The sequence below is a fragment of the Paraburkholderia sp. GAS199 genome (assembly GCF_050436585.1).
In the GTDB taxonomy this organism is placed as follows: domain Bacteria; phylum Pseudomonadota; class Gammaproteobacteria; order Burkholderiales; family Burkholderiaceae; genus Paraburkholderia.
Window position 1 is genome coordinate 37,317 of the sequence record NZ_JBNDMM010000014.1, and the last position, 24,054, is coordinate 61,370.

A 24,054-nucleotide genomic window follows, 5' to 3' on the forward strand; every position below is an offset into this window, starting at 1 on the left:
ACTTTCGACGAAAATTTATTTCGGCACGTCGGTAGCGGGAACGGACGCAGCCGATGCCGCCAGCGCAGCCGAACCACCCACCGGCGCAGACGCAGCCGATGCAGCAACCGGAGCGGTCACAGCCGCGCCCAGCACACCTGCGGAAGGCTTCGAACGATATGCGCCGAGATAAGTCAGCGTCAAAGTAGTGACAAAAAACACGGCCGCGAGGACCGCCGTTGTACGCGACAAAAAGTTTGCCGAGCCGGTTGCGCCGAACAGACTGCCGGACGCGCCGCTACCAAAAGCAGCGCCCATATCGGCACCTTTGCCGTGCTGCAACAAGACAAGGCCAATGACCCCAAGTGCCGACAGCAACTGAACGACGATAATCAAAGTTTTCAAATACAGCATCACACTCACCTGATTCTTTATTTAACCGCGCCACACAATGTGTGCCGCGCGGAATGGGGCTATCCTTGCCGGCGCACCCTGCTTAGCTGACGACGCTCGTTGCAGCCGCCGCTTTGCAGATCGCCAGAAAATCCTGCGCTTTCAACGACGCGCCGCCGATCAGGCCGCCGTCGATATCCGGTTGACGGAACAACTCTTCCGCATTGTCCGGCTTTACGCTACCACCGTACAGCAGCGGCACATCCGCCACTGCTGCGCCTTTTGCCGTGAGCCGTGAACGCAGGAACGCATGAACCGCCTGCGCTTGATCCGACGTGGCGCTCTGGCCCGTGCCGATCGCCCAGACCGGCTCGTAGGCAACGACGATACGCGCCGCTTCAGCCTCGGACAGCTTGACCAGCACAGCATCCAACTGGTCGCCGACTACCTGCTCCGTGGAACCGGCCTCGCGCTCTTCGAGCGTCTCGCCTACGCAGACGACCGGCGTCAAACCTGCTTCCAATGCACGCTGCGTCTTGACCGCCACGAGCTCGGCGCTTTCGCGATGGTACGCGCGACGCTCAGAATGCCCGACGATCGAAAGCGACGCGCCGAAATCCACCACCATGGGCGCAGCCACTTCACCCGTGTAGGCACCGTGCGTAAATGCCGAAACATCCTGCACGCCCCACAGGACGCGGCCGCCCTCGAGTAACGACTGCGTTTGCGCGAGATACGGACTCGGCACGCACACGCCGACACCCACTTCCGCCGGCAATCCGGCTGCCCCCTGCGCCACTGCCTGCAACAGCGCAGCGTTCTCGGCGAGGCGCCCGTGCATCTTCCAGTTCCCGATTACCAGCTTGGCTCGTTGTTTCGACATCGTCTCGTCTTGTCTTGGCGGCGGACGTTGTATGCGCCAACTTGCGCCCTCAGTCCGCCTTTCGGATTCACGCGGCGTGCGCAAAACGCGCAATTTTACTGCGTGGGGTGGATCGGGTCAAACCGGCCGTGTCAAACCGACCGCCTCAAGCGTCCTGACCCCAGCTCAGAACGATCTTCCCGACATGCGTGCTGCTCTCCATCAACGTATGCGCTTCGGCCGCCTGCGCCGCCGGGAACACACGGTGTATGACCGGCTTGATCCGACCGTCTTCGAGATGCGGCCAGACGCGCTCTTTCAACTGCGCCGCAATCTTTGCCTTGAATTCGACGGGCCGCGGACGCAAGGTCGAACCCGTAACAGTCAGGCGTCGACGCAGCACTTCATTCAGATTCAGCTCTGCTTTGGCGCCGCCAAGCAGCGCAATCAGGACGATGCGGCCGCCGTCGGCGAGTGCCGTGAGTTCGCGCGGCACATAGCTGCCCGCCACCATGTCGAGAATGACGTCCACGCCACGATCGTTGGTCAACGACTTGATGACTTCGACGAAATCCTCGGTTTTATAGTTGATCGCGCGCTCGGCACCGAGCGCTTCGCACGCGCGGCATTTTTCGTCCGAGCCCGCGGTAGCGAAGACGCGAAAACCGAGCGCATGCGCAATCTGGATGGCCGTCACGCCGATACCGCTCGAACCACCCTGAACCAGCAAGGTTTCGTTCGGCGCGCCCTCGCCCTGACCGAGTCTAGCGCGGTCGAAAACATTGCTCCAGACCGTGAAAAAAGTTTCGGGCAGCGATGCCGCCTCGACGTCGGACAACCCCACCGGCACCGGCAGGCATTGCAACAGCGGTGCGACCGCGTATTCGGCGTAACCGCCGCCTGCCAGCAACGCGCACACGCGATCGCCGATTTTCAGGCCGAACGGATTGTTCTTCTCGTCGATCGTACCGCCGACGATTTCACCCGCCACCTCTAGCCCCGGCAGGTCCGACGCGCCCGGCGGCGGCGCATAACCGCCCTTGCGCTGAAACACGTCTGGACGATTGATGCCCGAAGCCGCCACCTTGATCAGCACTTCGCCTGCTTTCGGCTGCGGCGTCGGCCGCTCCGCCAGCTTCAGGACCTCTGGCGCTCCGAATTCGGTGATTTCGATCGCTTTCATCTGCGTCAACTCCAAGATTGGATTGGGTTGCCTGCCGCTGATTGACGGCCGCCATGCACGATAAACCAAACACACATCGCAATCACGACACGCACTCGAAAGGCGTGCACGCAACACAATCCATCCTGCATGAAAAACGGCCGGCACGCATATGCGCTACCGGCCGTTCGTCCTGCTACCGCATTACTGCGGCGTCGGTTCGCCTTGCGGCGCGCCGTTTGTGCCTTCGTTCAGCAACGCCTTGGCCGACAAACGCACGCGGCCCTTTTCGTCCGTCTGGATGACCTTGACCTTCACTTGCTGGCCGTCCTTCAGGTAGTCGTTGATGTCCTTGATACGCTCGTTGGCGATTTCGGAGATGTGCAGCAGACCGTCCTTGCCCGGCAGGATGTTCACGATCGCGCCGAAATCGAGCAGCTTGAGCACCGTGCCTTCGTAGACCTGACCCACTTCGACTTCCAGCGTGATGTTCTCGATACGCTTCTTCGCTTCGGCCATCCCTTCGCTGCTCGTGCTGGCGATGGTGACGACGCCGTCGTCCGAAATATCGATCGTCGTGCCGGTTTCTTCGGTCAGCGCGCGGATCACCGAACCACCCTTGCCGATCACGTCACGGATTTTTTCCGGGTTGATCTTGATGGTGATCATGCGCGGTGCGTAGTCCGACAGCACCGTGTTCGCGCCCGACACAGCCGAGGTCATCTTGCCCAGGATGTGCATACGGCCTTCCTTCGCTTGCGCGAGAGCGACCTGCATGATTTCCTTGGTGATGCCCTGGATCTTGATGTCCATCTGCAGCGCGGTCACGCCTTGTTCCGTACCCGCTACCTTGAAGTCCATGTCGCCGAGGTGATCTTCGTCGCCGAGGATGTCGGTCAGCACGGCAAACTTGTTGCCTTCGAGAATCAGGCCCATCGCGATGCCGGCGACGTGCGCCTTCATCGGCACGCCGGCGTCCATCAGTGCGAGGCAGCCGCCGCACACCGAAGCCATCGACGAAGAACCGTTCGATTCCGTGATTTCCGACACGACGCGAATCGAGTAGCCGAATTCGTCTGCGCTCGGCAGGCATGCAGCCAGCGCGCGCTTGGCGAGACGGCCGTGACCGATTTCACGGCGCTTCGGCGAACCGACGCGGCCGGTTTCGCCGGTTGCGAACGGAGGCATGTTGTAGTGGAGCATGAAGCGCTCGCGGTATTCGCCTTCGAGCGCGTCGATGTTCTGCTCGTCGCCCTTCGTGCCGAGCGTTGCCACCACCAGCGCCTGCGTTTCGCCACGCGTGAAGAGTGCCGAACCGTGCGTACGCGGCAACACGCCGGTACGGATTTCGATCGGACGAACGGTGCGCGTGTCGCGGCCGTCGATACGCGGCTCGCCGTTCAGGATCTGCGAACGGACGATCTTTGCTTCGATATCGAACAGCACGTTGCCGACCGTGGCCTTGTCCGCTGCAACCGTACCGGCCGCCGCGGCGTCTTCTTCCAGCGACTTCGACGTTGCTGCGTAGACTTCCTTCAGCTTGGTCGAACGGGCTTGCTTGTCGCGAATCTGGTAAGCGGCGAGCAGGTTCGCCTGCGCCAATTCCGTCACGCGCGCGATCAGCGGCTCGTTCTTCGCTGCCGGCTGCCAGTCCCACTCAGGCTTGCCGCCTTCGCTGACCAGTTCGTGAATCGCGTTGATCGCGATCTGCATCTGTTCGTGACCGAACACCACTGCGCCGAGCATGACTTCTTCGGTCAGTTGCTGTGCTTCGGATTCGACCATCAGCACCGCGCGTTCCGTACCGGCGACGATCAGGTCCAGCGCCGATTCCTTCATTTGCGGACGCGTCGGGTTCAACACGTATTCGTTGTTGATGTACGCCACGCGTGCTGCACCGACCGGGCCGTTGAACGGCAGACCGGACACGGCGAGCGCTGCCGACGCGCCGATCAGCGCGGGGATGTCGGCAGGAACTTCCGGGTTCAGCGACAGGACGTGAATGACGACCTGGACTTCGTTGTAGAAACCTTCCGGGAACAGCGGACGCAGCGGACGATCGATCAGGCGCGAGATCAGCGTTTCGCCTTCCGACGGACGGCCTTCACGGCGGAAGAAGCCACCCGGGATCTTGCCGGCGGCGTAGGTTTTTTCGAGGTAATCGACCGTCAGCGGGAAAAAGTCCTGACCCGGCTTGGCGGTCTTGGCGCCGACCACGGTTGCCAGCACGACGGTGTCTTCGACGTCGACGATCACCGCACCGCTCGCCTGACGAGCGATTTCGCCCGTTTCGAGGCGGACCTTATGCTGTCCCCACTGAAATTCTTTGACGATCTTATTGAACATAGTCATTGCTTTTCCTCTTCGTAATGCCGCGCGGACAGAAGCGGCGCGGCAACGCCAGGACCGGCGCCGCATGGAAGAGTAGTGTTATGCCATTCCAGAGAACCACGCCCTACGTGATGTACGCGCGCGAACCGCTGGAATGACACAAAGCTCTGCCCTGAAGCCCGGCCGCATTTCCTTTTTTACTGCTGTTTTGCTGCCTGTTGCTGCTGCTTTTTTGCTGCTTTCCCGAGGCCGCTACATGAATCGTCACGCTACTGCGGCCGCCGGACGATGCGCATCACATGAAGCGCACCGCGCAAAAACAAAATGCCTGTATCAGTGGAACTGACACAGGCATCTTGCTGAACGACTGGCCGATTACTTACGCAGACCCAGCTTCTCGATCAGTGCGCGGTAACGATCCGCGTCCTTACCCTTCAGGTAGTCGAGCAGCTTACGACGGCGGCTCACCATGCGCAGCAGACCGCGGCGGCTGTGGTGATCCTTCGTGTGTGCCTTGAAGTGAACGGTCAGTTCGTTGATACGGGTCGTGAGCAGCGCGACCTGAACTTCGGGGGAGCCGGTGTCGTTAGCTGCGCGTGCGAATTGCGCAACGACTTCGGACTTCTTGCTTGTTTCAACTGCGGACATGTCGATTTCCTTAAGAACTAGACAGGCGGTCACGGAAGAAAGGCCGTGCCGTGGGTTACCCGATGTGTGCATTGCAAAGAAACTTGCGCTTCGCCTCACAACGGGACGCGTATTGTAGCACAGCACAAACCGGCCGCGAACCCCGTCGCGCCGGGGCGTTTCGCTGGCCACCACATGGTCAGGGGCGCTTCATCCGGCAGACTGTCGGCGCGACGGTCTGTTCGGGCGTGAGCGCCAGCACCGTGCGAAAACCGTAGCCCGAACCTTCGTTGTCGAACTTGACGCCGGGCGTGCCCGCCTTGTCCATCTCCATGACGTAAAGGGGCTGGATCAGCTGATGGTCGTCGGCGCGCATCCACGAGGCGTGGAAGCCGTTGTCGAGGCGGATGCCCTCGAGTGCCCGCGCGACGCGGGTCGGATCGGCGCTGCCCGCGCGATTCATGGCCGCGGCGAGCGTTTCGATCATCAGCGGCATGCGCAGCACCGGGTAATCGTCCTGCGGCGCGGGAAACCGGGCGCGATACGCGGCGTACCAGGCGTCGGACGCCGTGCCGCCGGCGTTCGGATGCCAGTCGGCCACCGCGACGACGTGCCCGACGCCCGCGTCGCCCAATGCGGCGGGCGCGCCGAGGCTGTTGCCATAGAAAGTGTAGAAGCGTATGTCGAGGCCCTGCTCTCGCGCGGCCTTGACCAGCAGCGTCAGATCGTTGCCCCAGTTGCCGGTGATCACGGCGTCGGCGCCGCTTGCCCGGATCTTCGCGATGTACGGCGCGAAGTCCTTCACGCGACCAATCGGATGAAACTCGTCGCCCACCACGGCGATATCCGGGCGCTTTGCGCTCAACGCCGAGCGCGCGAGGCTGCTGACGTCGTGCCCGAAACTGTAGTCCTGGTTCAGGAGATAGACCTTTTTGACCGTCTTGTCGCGCTGGATCACGTCGGCCAATGCGTCCATCCGCATGCCGGCGTGCGCGTCGAAGCGGAAATGCCAGAAGCTGCAACCGGCGTTGGTCAGCGCGGGATCGTCGGCGGAGTAGTTGAGGAACAGCTCGCGATTGGCGGGCTCGCGGCTATTCTGCTTGTCGATGGCGCCAAGGAGCGCCGCAGCGACCGCCGAGCTGTTGCCCTGCATGACGTAGCCGATGTGACGGTCGGCGGCCGCACGCAGCTGCACCAGCGCTTCTTCCATGCTGCCCTTGCTGTCCAGCACCACCAGCTCGAACGGATGCGTGCCGTCGGCCAGCTTCACACCGCCTTGCGCGTTCACCTGATCGACGCCGTAGCGAACATTGCGCTCCACCATCGCGCCCGCGTTCGCGAACGGACCGGACATGCCTTCGATCAACGCAAGCTGGATCGGAGAGCCGGCAGGCTTTGCCGCCTGAACCGGAACCCTGGCCGCCACCTGAGCCGGCGCGTGCGCCGCCGCTGCCATTGCCACCGCCGCTAGCGCTGCTCGCGCCGTGTTCGCCGCACGTTGCCACTTTGCCATTGTCGCAATCCCGCCAGAATCGTTCGAAGCGCGGATCATAGGTGCAGCGGGACGGAATAAGCAAGCCGGCCCGTTCGTTATCGTCTTTGAGCGGGTACGAGACATGACGTGCGTTTTTTGACGCCGCGCATGTCAGAATAATGCGTCTCGATGATAAAAACCGCTAATCAGATGCCATCGGAGGAATTCATGTTCAACCGCCACCACTCCACGGCGGCCTCGATCGGCGCGCCGTTCACCGCGCGTCTGCGCCGCGCCGCGCTGGTCGGCCTGAGCGCGCTCGCGCTGGCCGGCTGCGCGCAACCGTGGCAACAGTTCCAGCAGGGCCAGGACGAATCGACCATCGTCGCGAAACTCGGCACGCCGCGCGAAAGCTACGACCTGCCGAACGGCGGCAAGCGCCTCATGTGGCCGACCCAGCCAATGGGTGAAACCACCACCGCCGCCGACATCGACGGGTCCGGCAAGATCGTCAACGTGCGTCAGGTGTTGCAGCCCAACGAGTTCTATCGCATGGAAATCGGCAAGTCGACCAAGAGCGACGTGCTGGTCAACTTCGGCCGCCCGGTCGAAACCATGTACTTCCCGCTGATGAAGCGCGAAGTCTGGACCTACCGTTATCTGGAAGACAACGTCTGGTACATGATGTACAGCTTCTATTTCGACGAACAGGGCGTCGTGCGGCTCACGCAGAAAACGCCCGATCCGTTGCACGATCCGGACCGCCGCGGCCTGTTCTGAAGCGGCTTCGCGCTCAGAGCCGACGCCTTAAACACAAAGCCCCGTGCGTTTCCAGCGCACGGGGCTTTGTCGTGACGTCACGGCTTCAAACGCGAACCGCGCCGCTTTCGCTTCATTCGGAACGCTGCGGATTGAGCTTGTCGACGTTCGAATACAGCTTGTTCAGCGCGGAAATGTAGGCTTTCGCGGATGCCGCGACGATGTCCGGGTCCGTACCCACGCCATTGACGATACGCCCGCTCTTCGAGAGCCGCACGGTCACTTCGCCCTGCGCCTGGGTGCCGGTCGTGATTGCGTTGACCGAGTAAAGCAGCAACTCCGAGCCACTGCCCACTTCCGTCTCGATCGCATTGAGCGTGGCGTCCACGGGACCATTGCCGCGCGCCTCGCCGGTTACCTCTTTACCCTCGACCGAAAACACGATCTTCGCGTGCGGCTGCTCGCCGGTTTCCGAACGCTGCGACAGCGAGAGGAACTTGTAGTGCTCCTTCTCCTGCGCCTCGGCCGACTCTTCGGTGACGATCGCGATGATGTCCTCGTCGAAAATTTCCGACTTGCGGTCGGCCAGTTCCTTGAAGCGCGCGAACGCCGTGTTCAGCTCGCCTTCGCTGTCCAGTGCGACGCCCAGTTCCTGCAGACGCTGCTTGAACGCGTTGCGTCCCGACAGTTTGCCGAGCACGATCTTGTTGGCGCTCCAGCCCACGTCTTCGGCCCGCATGATTTCGTAGGTGTCGCGCGCCTTCAGCACGCCGTCCTGGTGAATGCCCGACGCATGCGCGAACGCATTGGCGCCCACCACCGCCTTGTTTGGCTGCACCACGAAACCGGTGATCTGCGAAACCAGTTTGGACGCCGGCACGATCTGCGTGGTGTCGAGACCGACATCGAGACCGAAATAATCCTTGCGCGTTTTCACGGCCATCACGATTTCTTCGAGCGACGTGTTACCCGCGCGCTCGCCCAGACCGTTGATCGTGCATTCCACCTGACGCGCGCCGCCGATCTGCACGCCGGCCAGCGAATTGGCGACGGCCATGCCGAGGTCGTTATGGCAGTGCACCGAGAACACCGCCTTGTGCGAGTTCGGAATGCGTTCGCGCAACGTCTTGACGAGCTGACCGTACAGTTCGGGCACGCCGTAACCCACCGTGTCCGCGATATTGATGGTGGTTGCGCCTTCGGCAATCACGGCTTCCAGCACGCGGCACAGAAAATCCATGTCGGAGCGGCTGCCGTCTTCGGGCGAGAACTCGACGTCGTCCGTGAATTTGCGCGCGAAACGCACCGCCAGTTTCGCCTGCTCGAACACCTGATCCGGCGTCATGCGCAGCTTCTTTTCCATGTGCAGCGGCGACGTCGCGATGAACGTGTGGATGCGGAAATGGTCGGCGGGTTTCAGCGCGTCGGCTGCGCGTTGAATGTCTTTGTCGTTCGCGCGGGCGAGCGAGCAGACGGTGCTGTCTTTGACCAGACCCGCGATCGTGTGGATCGAATCGAAGTCGCCATTGGAACTGGCGGCGAAACCCGCCTCGATCACGTCCACCTTCATCCGTTCGAGTTGCTTCGCGATGCGGATTTTTTCTTCTTTCGTCATCGAGGCGCCGGGCGATTGCTCGCCGTCGCGCAAGGTCGTGTCGAATATGATCAGTTTGTCGGACATGTCGGATCTCCTGAGGAGTCGGTCGATTGTGGGATCGGATATTGGAATTGGGACGCTTGCGCTACCGCCGGCACTCGACGGACAAGGCAAACGGAGGTCGGAGGCGAATGGCGGATCAACCGATTGGCGCGGCAGACGCGCCGGCTCGCTGGAGCCCGGCTTGATCCCGCGAGCTAAACCACACGGGGCGCGCGCAGACGCATGCACCCAACGACTATAACGACATTCCCCTGGCCGTGCAATTGGCGTCGAACCTGCCGTAGAGTGGCGCGCGGCGTGACACTCACAACGAAAAACGGCGGCCCGGAGGCCGCCGTTTTTATCTGTCCCGTTGCACGGAGCGGGCCGGATTCGCCCTGCCCCGAAGCGCCTGATATCCCCAGAACGCGTAGCCCGACAAACCGTACAGCACGAACAGGCCGAACAGCATGAGAGGCGGATCGGACGACACCAGCACGAACGCCACCACTACCAGCAGGATCACGCCGAACGGCACGCGATGACGAACGTCGAGCGCCTTGCCGCTGTAGAACGGCGCGTTCGACACCATCGTCACGCCGGCATAGATGGTGAGCACGAAGGCGACCCACGGCAGCCAGACCAGCTTGAGCGGCACGCGGTTGTCGGTGGCGAGCCACACGAAACCCGCGATCAGCGCCGCCGCGGCCGGGCTCGGCATACCCTGGAAGAAACGTTTGTCGACGACACCGATGTTGGTGTTGAAGCGCGCGAGACGCAGCGCCGCGCCCGAACAATAGACGAACGCCGCCAGCCAGCCCCACCGGCCGAGGTCCTTGAGGATCCACTCGTACATGACGAGCGCCGGCGCGACGCCGAACGACACCATGTCGGAGAGACTGTCGAACTGTTCGCCGAATGCGCTTTGGGTATGCGTCATACGGGCGACGCGCCCATCCATGCCGTCGAGCACCATTGCCACGAAGATCGCGATAGCCGCGATTTCGAAGCGCACGTTCATGGCCTGGACCACGGCGAAAAAGCCGCAGAACAACGCCGCTGTCGTGAACGCGTTCGGCAGCAGATAGATGCCGCGCTTTCTCAGGAACTGCTGACGCTGCGCGCGCCGGCTGTCGACGGCGGACGACTCCGTCACCATCGGCTTGTTGCGTCGGAACGGACGCGGCAGCGGTCCACTGTTGCGGGGTCGACGCGGTTTGAATGCGGCCATTCGGGAAACCTCCTTGATGCCGCTTTAGAGTTCAGCGAGGATCGTGGACGACGCGGAAACCTTCTCGCCGATCGACACACGCGGACGGCTGCCAACCGGCAGATACACGTCGACGCGCGAACCGAAACGGATGAATCCATAACGTTGGCCGCGAGTGAGCGGCTCACCCGCTCTTACGTAGCAAAGAATGCGCCGCGCGATCAGACCGGCGATCTGCACCGAGGTCACGGTCTGGCCGCCGGCCATTTCGATCACCACGGCATTGCGTTCGTTCTCGGTGGAAGCCTTGTCCACGGCCGCGTTCAGATACGCGCCGGGGAAATATTCGACCTTGGAGATCGCGCCATCCACCGGCGAGCGTTGCGAGTGGACGTTGAAGACGTTCATGAACACGCTGATCTTCAGCGCTTCACGGTTGGCATACGGATCATGCGCGGTTTCCACTGCGACGATACGACCGTCGGCGGGACACAGCACGGCATTGGCCTGCGTGGGAATCGGTCTGGCCGGATCGCGGAAGAACTGCACCACGAAGATCAGGATCAGCCAGAACAGCCATGCAAAGCCGAACCCCGCGAAGGCGTGAACCAGTAAAGCAACGACGGCCGCGATGGCGATGAACGGCCAGCCTTCTCGCGCGATGATCGGATGAGGGTAATTCATGGATGGCTTCTGTATTTTTGGAGGGTAGCCCCCCTTCCTCGCGGAAGAAGGGCCCCCTAAGAACCGTACGTGCGAGTTTCCCCGCATACGGCTCAAATCTACAAACAAAGCCCGGTCTTAGGACCGGGCCGGCTTAGTTACCGCAATTTTACCTGCGTGCACTTGCTGATGGCAGTGCGGGTGAAGCAGAACCCTGTTCGAGAGAGCGTCCGTACCACCGTGCATCCGATATTCCAGATGATGGTCATGCCAGCCGGTCTCTTTTGTCAGGGCACAGCCACAATGCGAGCAAAGCCCGTCTTGCGACATATACAGCGAGACCCATTGCTTCCGATAACGCATCGAGTGTTCCATGCGCGTCTGTCGCAACTGTTCTCCGTACTGCTCCCACTCAGGATCAAAGGGATTGAATGCTCCCTTGACCTTTCTGTGCCGCTTAATCTCGGTACCGCTAAGTTGGTACAGGCTAAGCAACCCCTTACTACCGTCGTCACGAGCTACAGGAACAGCAAACACCCAATTTCGATTACCCTCTGAGTGAAAATATTTCTTCTTCACCCAGTCGGCATTCTTGTTCAGGTGCCGCCTCTTCGACCACCGCCAGAGTCTTCGGAAAATCAAAGACTCCATCCGGCTGTATGCCTCTTTGGCGACCACGGGGCTGTGATATTGCGCCCAGCCTCGTAGCATCGGGTTCAGCAATCGAATCAGATTCTCCTGCTTCACCGTCTTGTGACCGCTGATCGTATCCGCCACCTTGCGATAGAACGTTTGCACGTTTTTCTTGCTCGGCTTGATGAGCAAAATCCCCGAATACTTGCGGAAATTCCACCCAAGGAAATCGAAGCCCGAGTCGATGTGCGTGATGCGCGTTTTCTCTTCGGACAGTTGCAGACCTCGAACGGCAAGGAATGCTTCCACCCAAGGCCGAACTTCCTGCTCCAGCAACTCTTGCGAGTCACCGGTGATCACGAAGTCGTCCGCGTACCGCACTACATTGACCTTAAGCTTGTTGGCTTTTGCGATCCCATACTTCGCACTGAGGTGCGCCAGCAGTTCTCGCTCCAGCCCGTTCAACGTCACATTCGCCAGCGTCGGAGAGATGATCCCTCCTTGCGGCGTACCGGCCTCTGTCGCCTGAAGCTGCCCTTTGTAAATCAGGCCAGCTTTCAGCCATTTCCGGAGGATTTCCCTGTCCATCAGAACATGAGTCTCCAACCAGTCGTGACTAATATGATCGAAGCATCCCTTGATGTCCGCCTCCAGCACCCAGCGGGCTGAGCCCTTCTGGGACATGGCGACGAATATCTGCGACATAGCATCAGCCGTCGAGCGGTTTGTCCTGAACCCATAAGAGTTCGGGTCACTCGTCGATTCTGACACCGGCTCCAGAGCCAGCAGATACAAGGCTTGCATCGCCCTGTCCCGCATGGTCGGAATGCCCAGCGGGCGCTCCTTTCCATTGGCTTTGGGGATAAAGACTCTCCGTAAAGGCAGAGGCTTATATCCACGCCGCTTCAACCTGCCGACAGCATGCCATCGGCTCTCAGGCGAGTCCCAAAGTTCGCGATCGACTCCAGCCGTTCGCGCACCCTGATTCTGCGTAACACGTCGTACCGCATACAGCTTCGCGGACAACGTGCGGGTCAGCATCCTTTGCAGAGCTCTCCCTCTGCGCCATTTGCCTTCCCGCGTCGCCTTCGCAATTCGAATCTGCATCCCTCTCACGTTCCGTTCAACCCGACGCCAATCTACGGCGTACCAATTGTCCGGCGCGTGGGAAAGCGCAGATCCATCCTTTCGGACAGATACTCTCATGCTGCTCTCCTACTCGAAGAAGTGAATCCCGAGCAGAGAACAGATCGCCCCTTGCGGGAGCGATCTGCTCCCGCAAGGGGGTAAAAACATATGCTGAAGGTCCAGAAGCCCAACAGCAATCATCTTCCAGCTAAAGGGTTAGTCAGCCATCTTGCGACGGTAGACCAGACGGAAGTCTGCTCGCTTTCGCGCGGGGTAATGTCTCAACCCCTATCCGATCCATTACAGACCGGCTTTCGCGTTCTCCGTCATCCCATACCTGCACAATCAACAGCGTCCCTCACGGTTCGCCTGCCAGTCAAACTGCGACCGGCAACCATACAGGCTTACCACGTTCCCGGCATGTCACACGACTGACTTAGGTTCTGCCTATTCCCCGGCGGTCCGATGACGACGTAACCCGAATTTACAGCGGGTTATCCGACCGCACACCTATTTGGTTGATGCCTGTCAGCAGCTTTGGCACCGTCCTACTTACGAGGTTTATCAGCAGTTCACTTGCATTAACCGTATCAGCCAGCCTAGCGCCTCAACCCCCTTTTGCTGCTCGGAGTCTCTGAATGAATACCTCGCGGCATTCACGCACCCATTACTTCTGGGGGCTACATTGTCAGAAGAGCTTCACACCCCACCGTTGCCAGTGACGCATGTCTTCGTAGGCTACTGCTGGTCGTACAGCAGGTTCACTTCACACGCCATACTGCAGACGTGCCCGAACAATGACACACCGAGCTTGCGCTCGTACTTGCAGCGATCCGCGCCCTAAGGCTTGGGAGATACATACGACAATCCGCTTTGTTAGCGGAATTGAAGCCGCTAACTCGGCGGAACCTGACGGTAATCAGGTCAATGCAAATGCGGGCGTCGATACGAGTATCGGACCCGCCTACGGCAGCGATTCCAGGCAACTTCACCCAGTCTCGCTTCGCTACACAGGGGTGGCCACAAGGTGCCACCAAATGGGACGGCTTTCGCCGTCCAGTCGATGCGACGCGTGTCGCACGTAAAACCGTAGGATAGCAAAAGCCGCCCAGGGTTCAGCACCCTTGGGCGGCTTTTTGATCTGTCCGGCTATTACGGCATGTCGCCGCACCGGACTTCAGCCAGCAGCAGCTTAGTTCTTCGACTGGTCGACGAGCTTGTTCGCTGCGATCCACGGCATCATCGAACGCAGCTTCGCACCGACCGTTTCGATCTGGTGTTCAGCCGTCAGACGGCGACGCGATTGCAGCGTCGGTGCGCCGGCCTTGTTTTCGATGATGAAGCTCTTTGCGTACTCGCCGGTTTGAATGTCGGTCAGCACGGCCTTCATCGCCTTCTTCGTTTCAGCCGTCACGATACGCGGACCCGTCACGTACTCGCCGTATTCGGCGTTGTTCGAGATCGAGTAGTTCATGTTCGCGATGCCGCCTTCGTAGATCAGATCCACGATCAGCTTCAGTTCGTGCAGGCATTCGAAGTACGCCATTTCCGGTGCGTAGCCTGCTTCGACCAGCGTTTCGAAGCCGGCCTTGATCAGGTCGACCGTACCGCCGCACAGCACGGCCTGTTCGCCGAACAGGTCGGTTTCCGTTTCTTCGCGGAAGTTCGTTTCGATGATGCCGGCACGGCCGCCGCCGTTCGCTGCTGCGTACGACAGCGCGATGTCACGTGCTGCGCCCGACTTGTCTTGCGCGACTGCGATCAGGTGCGGCACGCCGCCACCTTGCGAGTACGTACCACGAACCGTGTGGCCCGGTGCCTTCGGCGCGATCATGATGACGTCCAGATCCGCGCGCGGGATCACCTGGCCGTAATGCACGTTGAAGCCGTGTGCGAAGGCCAGCGCTGCGCCCTGCTTGATGTTGGCGTGGACTTCCTTCGCGTAGACGTCGGCGATCTGCTCGTCCGGCAGCAACATCATGACGACGTCTGCGCCCTTGACGGCTTCCGCCACTTCCTTCACTTGCAGGCCGGCGTTCTCGGCCTTGCTCCACGATGCGCCGCCCTTGCGCAGACCGACCGTGATCTTGACGCCGCTTTCGCTCAGGTTCAGCGCGTGTGCATGGCCTTGCGAGCCATAGCCGATGATGGTGACTTGCTTGCCCTTGATGAGGGAGAGGTCAGCGTCCTTGTCGTAGAAAACTTTCATGTCGGTTCCTTGGCTAAATTCGATGATTCAGTGAAATTCAAATACTGCGAATAGTGTGTTGCTGACCGGACTTCTGAAGCATCCGGCCGTGCCGGGCAACGGCTCATGACGCGGAGAAATTGCCTCCGGCGTCAGACCTTCAGGATCCGCTCGCCGCGGCCGATACCCGATCCGCCGGTTCGGACGGTTTCGAGAATCGCGGTGGCGTCGAGCCCTTCGATGAAGGCGTCGAGTTTTTCGCTCGCGCCCGTCAGTTCGATCGTGTAGGTCTTTTCGGTGACGTCGATGATGCGGCCGCGGAAAATATCCGACATCCGCTTCATTTCCTCACGTTCCTTGCCGACCGCCCTCACCTTGATCAACATCAGCTCGCGCTCGATGTGGGCGCCCTCGGTAAGGTCGACCACTTTCACCACCTCGATCAGGCGGTTCAGATGCTTCGTGATCTGTTCGATCACGTCGTCCGAGCCAATGGAGACGATGGTCATGCGCGACAGCGAACGGTCTTCGGTCGGAGCCACCGTCAAGGTTTCAATGTTGTAGCCGCGTGCCGAGAAGAGACCAACCACGCGTGACAACGCGCCCGGTTCGTTTTCCAGCAGGACGGAAATGATGTGTCTCATGTTTCGCTTCTTCCAGATGATTTGTCGATGTATGCGAGCGGGTCTGCACCGCTTCGTCCGCGTTCGCCCTTTTTGAAGGCGTGCGTGACGAAGCCGGCGCCGCGTTCAACTCAACGCGCCGTCGTTATAGATCTTCCGAACCCATGAGCATCTCGGTGATGCCCTTGCCGGCCTGGACCATCGGCCAGACGTTTTCGGTCGGATCGGTCTGGAAATCGAGAAACACCGTGCGATCTTTCAGGCGCAACGCTTCTTTCAGCGCCGGCTCCACGTCTGCCGTGCGTTCGATACGCATACCGACGTGGCCGTACGCTTCGGCGAGCTTCACGAAATCAGGCAATGCATCCATGTACGAATGCGAGTAACGCTTGCTGTATTCGATCTGCTGCCACTGGCGCACCATGCCCAGATAACGGTTGTTCAGCGAGATGATCTTCACCGGCGTTTCGTACTGCTTGCAGGTGGAGAGCTCCTGAATGCACATCTGGATCGAGCCTTCGCCCGTGATGCAGAGCACGTCGTCGTCCGGGTGCGCCATCTTCACGCCCATCGCCGCCGGCAGGCCGAAGCCCATCGTGCCGAGACCGCCGGAATTGATCCAGCGACGCGGCTTGTTGAAGCGATAGAACTGCGCCGCCCACATCTGGTGCTGACCGACGTCGGAACACACGAAGGCATTGCCGTCGGTCAGTTCCCACGCCTTTTCCACCACGTACTGCGGCTTGATGATGTCGCTCTTGCGGTCGAACTTGAGGCAGTCTTTGGCGCGCCAGGCTTCGATGTCCTTCCACCAGTCGGCGAGCGCCGCGGTGTCCGGACCATGCTCGGCCGTCTGCAACTGCTCGATCAGTTCCTTCAGCACTTCCTTCACGTCGCCGACGATCGGAATGTCGACCTTGACGCGCTTGGAGATGGAGGACGGATCGATGTCGATATGGATGATCTTGCGCGGACGCGACGCGAAGTGCGCCGGGTCGCCGATCACACGGTCGTCGAAGCGCGCACCGATCGCGATCAGCACGTCGCAGTGCTGCATCGCCATGTTGGCTTCGTACGTGCCGTGCATGCCGAGCATGCCGAGGAATTTCTTGTCGCTCGCGCGGTAGCCGCCCAGACCCATCAGCGTATTGGTGATGGGATAGCCGAGCAGGTCGGCGAACTGGTTCAGTTCACGCGAAGCGTCCGCGAGAATGATGCCGCCGCCGGTGTAGATATAAGGACGCTTGGCCGACAGCAGCAAGGACACGGCCTTGCGGATCTGACCAGAGTGCCCCTTCGTGACCGGGTTGTACGAACGCAGCGAAACGGATTTGATCGGCTCGTACTGGCAAGGCGTTTTCGACACGTCTTTAGGAATGTCGATCAACACCGGGCCGGGCCGGCCGGTACGGGCGATATAGAAAGCTTTCTTGACGGTAGCAGCGAGATCGCGCACATCTTTCACGAGGAAGTTGTGCTTCACGCAAGGACGCGTGATGCCGACCGTATCGCACTCCTGGAACGCGTCCTGGCCGATCGCGGCAGTCGGCACCTGGCCGCTGATCACGACGAGCGGAATCGAGTCCATATAGGCAGTGGCGATGCCGGTGACCGCGTTGGTCACGCCGGGACCGGAGGTCACGAGACACACACCGACCTTGCCGGTGGAACGCGCGTAGGCGTCGGCGGCGTGGACCGCGGCCTGTTCGTGACGCACGAGGACGTGCTGGAATTTGTCCTGCTTGTACAGCTCGTCGTAAATGTAGAGTACCGAGCCGCCGGGATAGCCCCACACAAACTCGACGTCTTCGTCGGCCAGTGCCTTCATGAGCACGGTGGCGCCGATAGAGTCAGCTTCGAGATGGGGAGTCGTATCCGACGTGGAGAATTCCGCGCTGGGCATATTCATTTATTCACCTTTCGAATTTTCGGCAAAAAATTGATCGGGTGCTCTCTGCCGGGCTTGTGGCTCGGGTTCAAGCGGCGCGTCCAGTTGACAGGTGAGCTTCTTGGGCCACACCTCAATTGAGACAAGTCACTTATGTTGCGAACCAGCGACGATATCTGCAGATGCCGGCGCGGTCAAGCAATTATTGCCTCGATGCCCGCTCGCGAATCGCGCTAATGACCGAAACCGCGTTACCGGAATGCAAGGTTCACGAGGTTTCGCCCCGGTCGCGCGAAAAGTTTGTTAGCATCCGCGAGTTTTACGACATTTTTCGACCGATTACGCGCACGCTCGCTGCGCCGACCCCCAAACGGATGGCATCAGACAAGGAACTCGCCGATTTTCTGGCGGGCGTCGAAAGGCGCGCATTCAAGCAGACGGTCTACGCCGTGCGGGACGACGACGCCTCGCTCGACATCGTGCAGGACGCGATGATCAAACTCGCCGAAAAATACGGCGATCGTCCGGCGGCCGAACTTCCCCTGCTGTTTCAGCGTATTCTGCAAAATGCGATGCACGACTATTTCCGTCGTGCGAAAGTACGCAATACTTGGGTGAGTCTGTTCTCCTCGCTCGGCAATGCCGACGACGACGAATTCGATCCCCTCGAAACCTTCGAGGCACAACAAGGTTCGGCCGGCTCCGAGAGCAACGAACAAAAACTCGAACGCGAACAGGTGCTGCAGCTGATCGACGACGAGATCCAAAAGTTACCGGCACGTCAACGGGAGGCGTTTCTCATGCGTTATTGGGAAGATATGGATGTCGCCGAGACTGCCGCCGCGATGGGCTGCTCCGAGGGCAGCGTGAAAACGCACTGCTCGCGGGCCACGCACACGCTGGCGCAAGCGCTCAAGGCCAAAGGAATCACGCTATGAGCTCCCTAGAAACCAAAGAACTCGAGTTCGCCCGCCAGGTGCGCCGCGCGCTCGACGAAACCGCTGCCAGCATTCCGCCCGCCACTGTCGACCGGCTCGCCATGGCGCGCCGTGCCGCGCTCGCGCGCAAGAAGCCCGAGCCGGTCAGCGCGCCGGTGTTCGTTCCCGCTTTCGCCGGCGCGGGTATGCCGCAAGTCGAACTGCCGCAACGCCGCCGTTCGCCGCTGCGCCGCTTTGCGCTCGCGTGGCCGCTCGCCGCGCTGGTTGTGAGCCTCGTGGGCATTGCCTACTGGGAAGATCATCAGCGTACGGCCGAACTCGCCGACATCGATGCCGCCATGCTAAGCGACGACCTGCCGCTCAATGCCTATCTCGACCACGGTTTCAACGCGTATCTTTCACGCGCCCACTGAGCGGGAGATTCTTCGGGTGAGTTACAAGCGCGGCCTGGCCGTTGTTTTCGGATGTGCGATCGCAGCGCTCGTGTCGTTCGCCGCCACGTATCCGCGCTTTTACCCGAGCCCGTCAACCTCCAGCGCGCCCGCCACGGGCAGCAACGCGACCGCCAAGGCGCCAGCGCCCACGCTCGCCGTCGAATTACCCAGTCTGCCTGGCAGCAATAGTCCGCTCGCGTGGGCTCGTCTGAGCGCGGCCGATCACGCGGCGCTCGCCCCGTTCGCCGCCCAATGGGATTCGTTCAGCGAAGAGCGCAAGCGAAAATGGCTGAAGATCGCGTCGCGTTACCCCAAATTGTCGCCTGAAGCGCAAAAGCGTCTGCACGATCGCATGACCGAATGGGCACGCATGACGCCCGATCAGCGAAAAGTGGCGCGCGAAAATTACCAGGTTTCGAAAGAACTGCCGCGCGAAGCCCGCCAGAATGCCTGGAAGGCTTACCAGCAGTTGCCCGAAGAGCAGAAGGAACGGCTGGCCGCCAGCGAACGCAAACGCCGGCCGAGCGTGGTCAGCGCGCCGCCGTCGGGACGCAGTGAAATCAAGGGGCTCGACCGCCTGGTCAATGCCCGCGAACATGGCGCAAGCGGCGCCGCGGCCGTGAGCGCCGCCGTCGGTGCGTCGGCTGCCGCCCTGCCGGGTCCGGCCGTTACGCCGGCAATTCCGGCAGCGGGCAGTTTCGTCCCCGCCACGCCGGTGCCGGTTTCCCCAGCCGAAGCGCCTTCGATTTTCAACGGTTCCTGAGCGGGGCGCCCGTGTCCGAGTCGCTCGCTACCGCCACCGCTTACGCCGGTCCATCCGGCGCGGCACCCACGGTTCGCCGGCGTCTTGCCGCCGCGACCTACGAAGCGCTGATTCTGTTCGGCGTCGTGTTCATCGCGGGCTATCTTTTCAGCACGCTGACCCAGCAACGCAACGGTCTGACTCACCACAATCTGCTCGCCGCATGGATCGGTCTCGTGGTCGGTCTGTACTTCGTGTGGTTCTGGACGCATGGCGGTCAGACGCTGCCCATGAAAACCTGGCGTCTGCGTGTCGTCGCGGCAAACGGCGCGCCGCTCTCCACGGGCCGCGCGATCCTTCGCTACGTGCTCGCGTGGCTGTGGTTCCTGCCGCCGCTCGCCTTGCATCCGCTGCTCCATCTGGCGCTGCCGCAAACGCTCGTGATCGCGGCGATCTGGATCGTGCTGTGGGCCGCAACCGGCCGCTTCGATCCGCAACGTCAATTCCTGCACGACCGCCTGGCCGGCTCGCGCGTGATCGGCGTCGCGCGCTAGCTCAGAGCACACGTTTCTTTCGCTACGCGCTGTACAACCCCGCCACAACGCCCGCCCCAACCCCCGCCGCAACCGCCTCGCTTCCACGCCTCTCCCCTCGCAGTAATAAGAACTTCTCGTGACTGTCACGGCACAGTCACGCGCAACTGGCGCAATACGGGCACCGCAACTCGACGCGTGAGCCATGGACCCGAAAACGTCCGCGACTTCCCTGTTCCGCCAGACCGGCCCGAGCGTCGACACCGTCGCGTTCCGTCCGGAACCCACCTCCAGTCACGGATTTCCGTTGCCTGTGCCGAACCTGCCACTCGACGCTCAGGCCAGCCAGCCCGACGACGATCACTCCGAGCCGCATCGCTATCGCACCATCTGGCTGTCCGACATCCATCTCGGTTCGAGTGGTTGTCAGGCGCCCTATCTGCTCGACTTCCTGCGTCATAACGAGTCGGAGTATCTGTACCTCGTCGGCGACATCATCGACGGCTGGCAGCTGAAAAAAGGCTGGTACTGGCCGCAGGCGCACAACGACGTCGTGCAGAAGGTGCTGCGTAAAGCGCGTAAAGGCACGCAGGTGATCTACGTGCCGGGCAATCACGACGAAGCCGCGCGCCAGTTCTGCGACCTCGCGTTCGGCGACATCCACGTGCGCGGCGAAGCGTTTCACACCACGCTCGCCGGCAAGCGTCTGTGGATCGTGCACGGCGACCTGTTCGACGGCGTGATCCAGCACGCCAAATGGCTCGCCTACCTCGGCGACACGCTCTACACGATGATCCTGATCCTGAACCGCTGGTTCAACCGGATCCGCAGCCGCCTCGGGTTTCCGTACTGGTCGCTGTCGCAGTATCTGAAGCATCAGGTGAAGAACGCGGTCAACTTCATCTCCTCGTTCGAACGCGTGATGACCGACGAGGCGCGCCGCCGCGGCTGCGACGGCGTGGTCTGCGGACACATCCATAAAGCCGAGATCCGCGACATCGACGGCGTGCTGTATTGCAACGACGGCGACTGGGTCGAAAGCCTCTCCGCGCTCGTCGAGACGTACGAAGGCGAACTCAAAGTGATCTACTGGACCGTGATGCGCGCCCCCGAAGTCGGCGTGCAAAAGGCCCGGGCGACCGCGTAGTCCCTCCTCACTTCAATTGGGCCGAAATCGATGAAGATCATGATCGTCACCGACGCATGGGAACCGCAGGTCAACGGCGTCGTGCGTACGCTGAAAAACACCACGCGCGAGTTGGGCGCGCTCGGTCACCGCGTCGATCTGCTGACGCCGCTCGAATTCAAGACCATCCCGTGCCCGACCTACCCTGAGATTCGCCTGTCGCTGCTGCCGGGCCGCAAGCTGCGCGAACGGATCGACGCCTTCGCCCCCGACGCGCTGCATATCGCCACCGAAGGTCCACTCGGCATGGCCGCGCGCGCCTACGCGATCAAGCACAAGCTGCCTTTCACGACCGCGTATCACACGCGCTTTCCGGAATACGTGCAGGCGCGCTTCGGCATTCCGCTCGCCGCCACGTACAAGTTTCTCCACTGGTTCCACAAGCCGTCGCTCGCGGTGATGGCGCCCACGCCGGTGGTCAAGAGCGACCTGGAAAAATTCGGCTTCACGAACGTCGTGTTGTGGACGCGCGGCGTCGATCTGGACATCTTTCACCAGATGGACTCGAAGGTGCTCAACAGCGCGCGGCCGATCTTCCTGTACGTGGGACGCGTGGCCGTCGAGAAGAACGTCGAGGCTTTCCTGAAGCTCGATCTGCCCGGCTCGAAATGGGTCGCGGGCGAAGGTCCGGCACTGGCCGAACTGAAGTCGCGCTATCCGCAAGCAAACTATCTCGGCGTGCTGACGCAGGCGGAACTGGCGAAGGTCTACGCCGCCGCCGACGTCTTCGTGTTTCCGAGCCGCACCGATACCTTCGGCCTCGTGCTGCTCGAAGCGCTCGCCTGCGGCACGCCGGTCGCGGCTTACCCGGTCACGGGTCCGATCGACGTGCTGGGCGACGGCGGTGCGGGCGCGATGAACGAAGACCTGCGCGAAGCCTGCCTCGAAGCGCTGAAGATCGATCGCAACCATGCGCGCGCGTGGGCCGAGCGCTTCTCCTGGGCCGCAGCTTCCGCGCAATTCGCCGCGCACCTGAAGCCGCTGCCGCGCACCTATCGTGAGGAAAGCGCCGCCGCGTAATGCGGCGAGCCGAGCCGCCCATGCCAGAAAGCAATGCTTCCGCGATGCGCGCGTCGAACGGCGCGCTGCGCGCCGTTCCGGCAGGTGATGCCGCGCACACCGTCGGCGTGACTCATGCAGCCGAGTCCGCTGCAATCGATCCCTTCGACGACGTGGCCGACCACGCCCCGTCCAAACATGCAGACGGCGCGCATGGTTCGGGCGCGCAGAGGCAGAACGGCGCGGCGGACGGCGGACGGCGCGCCGACCGCGCGCATGGTACACACCGCGCCCACGACGCGCACGGTCCCGACGCCCACGAGCCGCTCGGCCCCGACGACCCGCTCGCGCCGCTTCCCTTCAATCCGTACAAGGGCAATCGGGGCCTGACGCGCGCATGGCACGCGATGAAGAATTCGCTGGCGGGATTTCGCGTGGCGATTCGCGAAGAAAGCGCGTTTCGTCAGGAGCTGACGCTCGCCGCGATCCTGATTCCCTGCGGCATTCTGGTACCGGTCGAGCCGGTCTCGCGCGTGCTGCTGCTCGGCTCGGTGCTGCTGGTGCTGATCGTCGAGTTGCTCAATTCGAGCGTCGAAGCGGCCATCGACCGTATTTCGCTCGAACGCCATGAACTGTCGCGCCGCGCAAAGGATCTCGGCAGCGCAGCCGTGATGGTGGCGCTCGGCATGTGCCTGATGACGTGGGTGCTGATCGTCGGGCCGCTCGTCGTGCATTGGGTGAAAATGCTGCTGTAAATACGCTGAAAAACCGCCTCCGGCAGCGCTTTGCAATGAAAACCCTGAGTATCCGCTTGGTGTAAGAACGCTCGGTTTATAATCGGCCGATAGATTCAACATACCAACCGCGTCCGGGTGGATCACGCAACAGCGGCACGCCGCCGAGTGTCCCAGCCGGGCGTCACCAGGGCCGGACGACATGGAAGCCAAACCTCCCCGCCGCACGCGCGAACGGATACTCGAACTGTCGTTGAAGCTGTTCAACGAAATCGGCGAGCCGAACGTCACGACGACGACCATCGCCGAGGAAATGGAAATCAGTCCAGGCAACCTGTACTACCACTTCCGCAACAAAGACGACATCATCAACAGCATCTTCAGCCAGTTCGAGCAGGAGATCGAAAAGCGTCTGCGTTTCCCCGACGACCACCGCGCGACCATCGACGAAATGTGGTCGTATCTGCAGTTCATGATCGATTTCACATGGCGCTATCGCTTCCTGTATCGCGACCTGAACGATCTGCTGGCGCGCAACCGCACGCTCGAAACGCACTTCAAGCAGATCATCAGCCATAAGGTGCGTTTCGCGAGCCAGTTCTGCGAGCAGCTCGTGGCCGACGGCGAAATGGTCGCGACGCCCGAAGAACTGCATGTGATCGCCACCAACGTCGGCGTGATCGGCACATACTGGCTGTCGTATCAATTCGTGATGAATCCGCGCAAGTACAACGAGCAGGAAGCGATTCGCGCGGAACTGCATCAGGTGAGCGTGCAGATCGTCTCGCTGATGGCGCCTTATCTGCGCGGCCGTTCGCGTCAGATTTTCGACGACCTCGTATCGGGCAAACTGCCCAAGCGCGAGTTCTACGACTATCTCCCGCCCAAGGAAGGCGCCGCGCCCCGTAACGAACCGAAGGACGTTTGAG

Annotated in this window: 22 protein-coding genes; 9 read left to right on the forward strand and 13 right to left on the reverse strand. The window is 61.4% G+C overall.

Features of this window, described 5'->3' with window-relative positions; translation table 11 throughout:
• Positions 1 to 15 precede the first annotated feature (15 nt).
• The 6 genes from secG to P3T18_RS35535 all read right to left on the reverse strand — a co-directional run bounded on the left by secG (position 16) and on the right by P3T18_RS35535 (position 6,867).
• The gene (secG, locus tag P3T18_RS35510) at positions 16 to 393 is read right to left on the reverse strand and encodes a preprotein translocase subunit SecG (RefSeq protein WP_429304626.1); all 378 of its coding nucleotides are present in this window, start codon (positions 391 to 393) and stop codon (positions 16 to 18) included.
• An 82-nt stretch (positions 394 to 475) separates the two neighbouring features.
• Positions 476 to 1,255 (reverse strand): triose-phosphate isomerase, encoded by a 780-nt coding sequence (gene tpiA, locus P3T18_RS35515; RefSeq protein WP_429304627.1) that lies wholly within the window; start codon positions 1,253 to 1,255, stop codon positions 476 to 478.
• 145 nt (positions 1,256 to 1,400) lie between these two features.
• Positions 1,401 to 2,417 (reverse strand): NAD(P)H-quinone oxidoreductase, encoded by a 1,017-nt coding sequence (locus P3T18_RS35520; RefSeq protein WP_429304628.1) that lies wholly within the window; start codon positions 2,415 to 2,417, stop codon positions 1,401 to 1,403.
• 183 nt (positions 2,418 to 2,600) lie between these two features.
• Complete coding sequence (pnp, locus tag P3T18_RS35525; protein WP_429304629.1) at positions 2,601 to 4,748, reverse strand: polyribonucleotide nucleotidyltransferase; 2,148 nt, start codon at positions 4,746 to 4,748, stop codon at positions 2,601 to 2,603.
• A 354-nt stretch (positions 4,749 to 5,102) separates the two neighbouring features.
• On the reverse strand, positions 5,103 to 5,375 hold the full coding sequence (gene rpsO / locus P3T18_RS35530; protein ID WP_011487489.1) for a 30S ribosomal protein S15: 273 nt from the start codon (positions 5,373 to 5,375) through the stop codon (positions 5,103 to 5,105).
• Positions 5,376 to 5,553: 178 nt separating this feature from the next.
• Complete coding sequence (locus P3T18_RS35535; protein ID WP_429304630.1) at positions 5,554 to 6,867, reverse strand: branched-chain amino acid ABC transporter substrate-binding protein; 1,314 nt, start codon at positions 6,865 to 6,867, stop codon at positions 5,554 to 5,556.
• A 189-nt stretch (positions 6,868 to 7,056) separates the two neighbouring features.
• Here P3T18_RS35535 and P3T18_RS35540 point away from each other — a divergent pair, with 189 nt between their 5' ends.
• Positions 7,057 to 7,608 (forward strand): hypothetical protein, encoded by a 552-nt coding sequence (locus tag P3T18_RS35540; RefSeq protein WP_429304631.1) that lies wholly within the window; start codon positions 7,057 to 7,059, stop codon positions 7,606 to 7,608.
• 112 nt (positions 7,609 to 7,720) lie between these two features.
• Here the strand turns inward: P3T18_RS35540 and P3T18_RS35545 are convergent, their stop codons facing one another.
• From P3T18_RS35545 to P3T18_RS35575, 7 genes are all read right to left on the reverse strand, one after another.
• Positions 7,721 to 9,268 carry a 2-isopropylmalate synthase gene (locus tag P3T18_RS35545; RefSeq protein WP_429304632.1) on the reverse strand — a complete coding sequence of 516 codons (1,548 nt, stop codon included), beginning with the start codon at positions 9,266 to 9,268 and terminating at the stop codon, positions 7,721 to 7,723.
• A 319-nt stretch (positions 9,269 to 9,587) separates the two neighbouring features.
• Positions 9,588 to 10,457, reverse strand: a complete 870-nt coding sequence (gene pssA / locus P3T18_RS35550; protein WP_429304633.1) for a CDP-diacylglycerol--serine O-phosphatidyltransferase — start codon at positions 10,455 to 10,457, stop codon at positions 9,588 to 9,590.
• 24 nt (positions 10,458 to 10,481) lie between these two features.
• Complete coding sequence (locus P3T18_RS35555) at positions 10,482 to 11,120, reverse strand: phosphatidylserine decarboxylase (protein WP_325043831.1); 639 nt, start codon at positions 11,118 to 11,120, stop codon at positions 10,482 to 10,484.
• A 117-nt stretch (positions 11,121 to 11,237) separates the two neighbouring features.
• Positions 11,238 to 12,938, reverse strand: a complete 1,701-nt coding sequence (gene ltrA / locus P3T18_RS35560; RefSeq protein ID WP_429304634.1) for a group II intron reverse transcriptase/maturase — start codon at positions 12,936 to 12,938, stop codon at positions 11,238 to 11,240.
• Between the two features lie 1,114 nt (positions 12,939 to 14,052).
• The gene (ilvC, locus tag P3T18_RS35565) at positions 14,053 to 15,069 is read right to left on the reverse strand and encodes a ketol-acid reductoisomerase (RefSeq protein ID WP_408522586.1); all 1,017 of its coding nucleotides are present in this window, start codon (positions 15,067 to 15,069) and stop codon (positions 14,053 to 14,055) included.
• 131 nt (positions 15,070 to 15,200) lie between these two features.
• Entirely contained in the window at positions 15,201 to 15,692 is a 492-nt protein-coding gene (gene ilvN, locus P3T18_RS35570; RefSeq protein WP_007588180.1) for an acetolactate synthase small subunit, read from the reverse strand.
• A 124-nt stretch (positions 15,693 to 15,816) separates the two neighbouring features.
• Positions 15,817 to 17,580: an acetolactate synthase 3 catalytic subunit gene (locus P3T18_RS35575; RefSeq protein ID WP_429304635.1), complete on the reverse strand. Its 1,764-nt coding sequence runs from the start codon at positions 17,578 to 17,580 to the stop codon at positions 15,817 to 15,819.
• Between the two features lie 353 nt (positions 17,581 to 17,933).
• Between P3T18_RS35575 and P3T18_RS35580 the strand changes: the two genes are divergently transcribed.
• From P3T18_RS35580 to P3T18_RS35615, 8 genes are all read left to right on the forward strand, one after another.
• Positions 17,934 to 18,497 carry an RNA polymerase sigma factor gene (locus P3T18_RS35580; RefSeq protein ID WP_054034971.1) on the forward strand — a complete coding sequence of 188 codons (564 nt, stop codon included), beginning with the start codon at positions 17,934 to 17,936 and terminating at the stop codon, positions 18,495 to 18,497.
• Complete coding sequence (locus P3T18_RS35585) at positions 18,494 to 18,910, forward strand: DUF3619 family protein (protein WP_429304636.1); 417 nt, start codon at positions 18,494 to 18,496, stop codon at positions 18,908 to 18,910. Before P3T18_RS35580 ends, P3T18_RS35585 begins: the two co-directional genes overlap by 4 nt.
• Positions 18,911 to 18,926: 16 nt before the next feature.
• Positions 18,927 to 19,694 (forward strand): DUF3106 domain-containing protein, encoded by a 768-nt coding sequence (locus P3T18_RS35590; protein WP_429304637.1) that lies wholly within the window; start codon positions 18,927 to 18,929, stop codon positions 19,692 to 19,694.
• Positions 19,695 to 19,705: 11 nt separating this feature from the next.
• The gene (locus P3T18_RS35595; protein ID WP_429304638.1) at positions 19,706 to 20,227 is read left to right on the forward strand and encodes an RDD family protein; all 522 of its coding nucleotides are present in this window, start codon (positions 19,706 to 19,708) and stop codon (positions 20,225 to 20,227) included.
• Positions 20,228 to 20,411: 184 nt separating this feature from the next.
• Positions 20,412 to 21,353: a UDP-2,3-diacylglucosamine diphosphatase gene (locus P3T18_RS35600; RefSeq protein ID WP_429304639.1), complete on the forward strand. Its 942-nt coding sequence runs from the start codon at positions 20,412 to 20,414 to the stop codon at positions 21,351 to 21,353.
• Positions 21,354 to 21,383: 30 nt separating this feature from the next.
• Entirely contained in the window at positions 21,384 to 22,412 is a 1,029-nt protein-coding gene (locus P3T18_RS35605) for a glycosyltransferase family 4 protein (RefSeq protein ID WP_429304640.1), read from the forward strand.
• A 20-nt stretch (positions 22,413 to 22,432) separates the two neighbouring features.
• The gene (locus P3T18_RS35610; protein ID WP_429304641.1) at positions 22,433 to 23,146 is read left to right on the forward strand and encodes a diacylglycerol kinase; all 714 of its coding nucleotides are present in this window, start codon (positions 22,433 to 22,435) and stop codon (positions 23,144 to 23,146) included.
• 181 nt (positions 23,147 to 23,327) lie between these two features.
• Complete coding sequence (locus P3T18_RS35615) at positions 23,328 to 24,053, forward strand: TetR/AcrR family transcriptional regulator (RefSeq protein ID WP_429304642.1); 726 nt, start codon at positions 23,328 to 23,330, stop codon at positions 24,051 to 24,053.
• Position 24,054: the final 1 nt, after the last annotated feature.

Coding starts and splice junctions, on each gene's coding strand:
- ilvC (WP_408522586.1), bottom strand. CDS start 15,069: ATGAAAGTTTTCTACGACAAGGACGCTGACCTCTCCCTCATCAAGGGC.
- tpiA (WP_429304627.1), bottom strand. CDS start 1,255: ATGTCGAAACAACGAGCCAAGCTGGTAATCGGGAACTGGAAGATGCAC.
- P3T18_RS35575 (WP_429304635.1), bottom strand. CDS start 17,580: ATGAATATGCCCAGCGCGGAATTCTCCACGTCGGATACGACTCCCCAT.
- P3T18_RS35600 (WP_429304639.1), top strand. CDS start 20,412: ATGGACCCGAAAACGTCCGCGACTTCCCTGTTCCGCCAGACCGGCCCG.
- P3T18_RS35585 (WP_429304636.1), top strand. CDS start 18,494: ATGAGCTCCCTAGAAACCAAAGAACTCGAGTTCGCCCGCCAGGTGCGC.
- ilvN (WP_007588180.1), bottom strand. CDS start 15,692: ATGAGACACATCATTTCCGTCCTGCTGGAAAACGAACCGGGCGCGTTG.
- P3T18_RS35535 (WP_429304630.1), bottom strand. CDS start 6,867: ATGGCAAAGTGGCAACGTGCGGCGAACACGGCGCGAGCAGCGCTAGCG.
- secG (WP_429304626.1), bottom strand. CDS start 393: ATGCTGTATTTGAAAACTTTGATTATCGTCGTTCAGTTGCTGTCGGCA.
- rpsO (WP_011487489.1), bottom strand. CDS start 5,375: ATGTCCGCAGTTGAAACAAGCAAGAAGTCCGAAGTCGTTGCGCAATTC.
- P3T18_RS35520 (WP_429304628.1), bottom strand. CDS start 2,417: ATGAAAGCGATCGAAATCACCGAATTCGGAGCGCCAGAGGTCCTGAAG.
- pnp (WP_429304629.1), bottom strand. CDS start 4,748: ATGACTATGTTCAATAAGATCGTCAAAGAATTTCAGTGGGGACAGCAT.
- P3T18_RS35555 (WP_325043831.1), bottom strand. CDS start 11,120: ATGAATTACCCTCATCCGATCATCGCGCGAGAAGGCTGGCCGTTCATC.
- P3T18_RS35605 (WP_429304640.1), top strand. CDS start 21,384: ATGAAGATCATGATCGTCACCGACGCATGGGAACCGCAGGTCAACGGC.
- P3T18_RS35610 (WP_429304641.1), top strand. CDS start 22,433: ATGCCAGAAAGCAATGCTTCCGCGATGCGCGCGTCGAACGGCGCGCTG.
- P3T18_RS35615 (WP_429304642.1), top strand. CDS start 23,328: ATGGAAGCCAAACCTCCCCGCCGCACGCGCGAACGGATACTCGAACTG.
- P3T18_RS35545 (WP_429304632.1), bottom strand. CDS start 9,268: ATGTCCGACAAACTGATCATATTCGACACGACCTTGCGCGACGGCGAG.
- P3T18_RS35540 (WP_429304631.1), top strand. CDS start 7,057: ATGTTCAACCGCCACCACTCCACGGCGGCCTCGATCGGCGCGCCGTTC.
- pssA (WP_429304633.1), bottom strand. CDS start 10,457: ATGGCCGCATTCAAACCGCGTCGACCCCGCAACAGTGGACCGCTGCCG.
- ltrA (WP_429304634.1), bottom strand. CDS start 12,938: ATGAGAGTATCTGTCCGAAAGGATGGATCTGCGCTTTCCCACGCGCCG.
- P3T18_RS35580 (WP_054034971.1), top strand. CDS start 17,934: ATGGCATCAGACAAGGAACTCGCCGATTTTCTGGCGGGCGTCGAAAGG.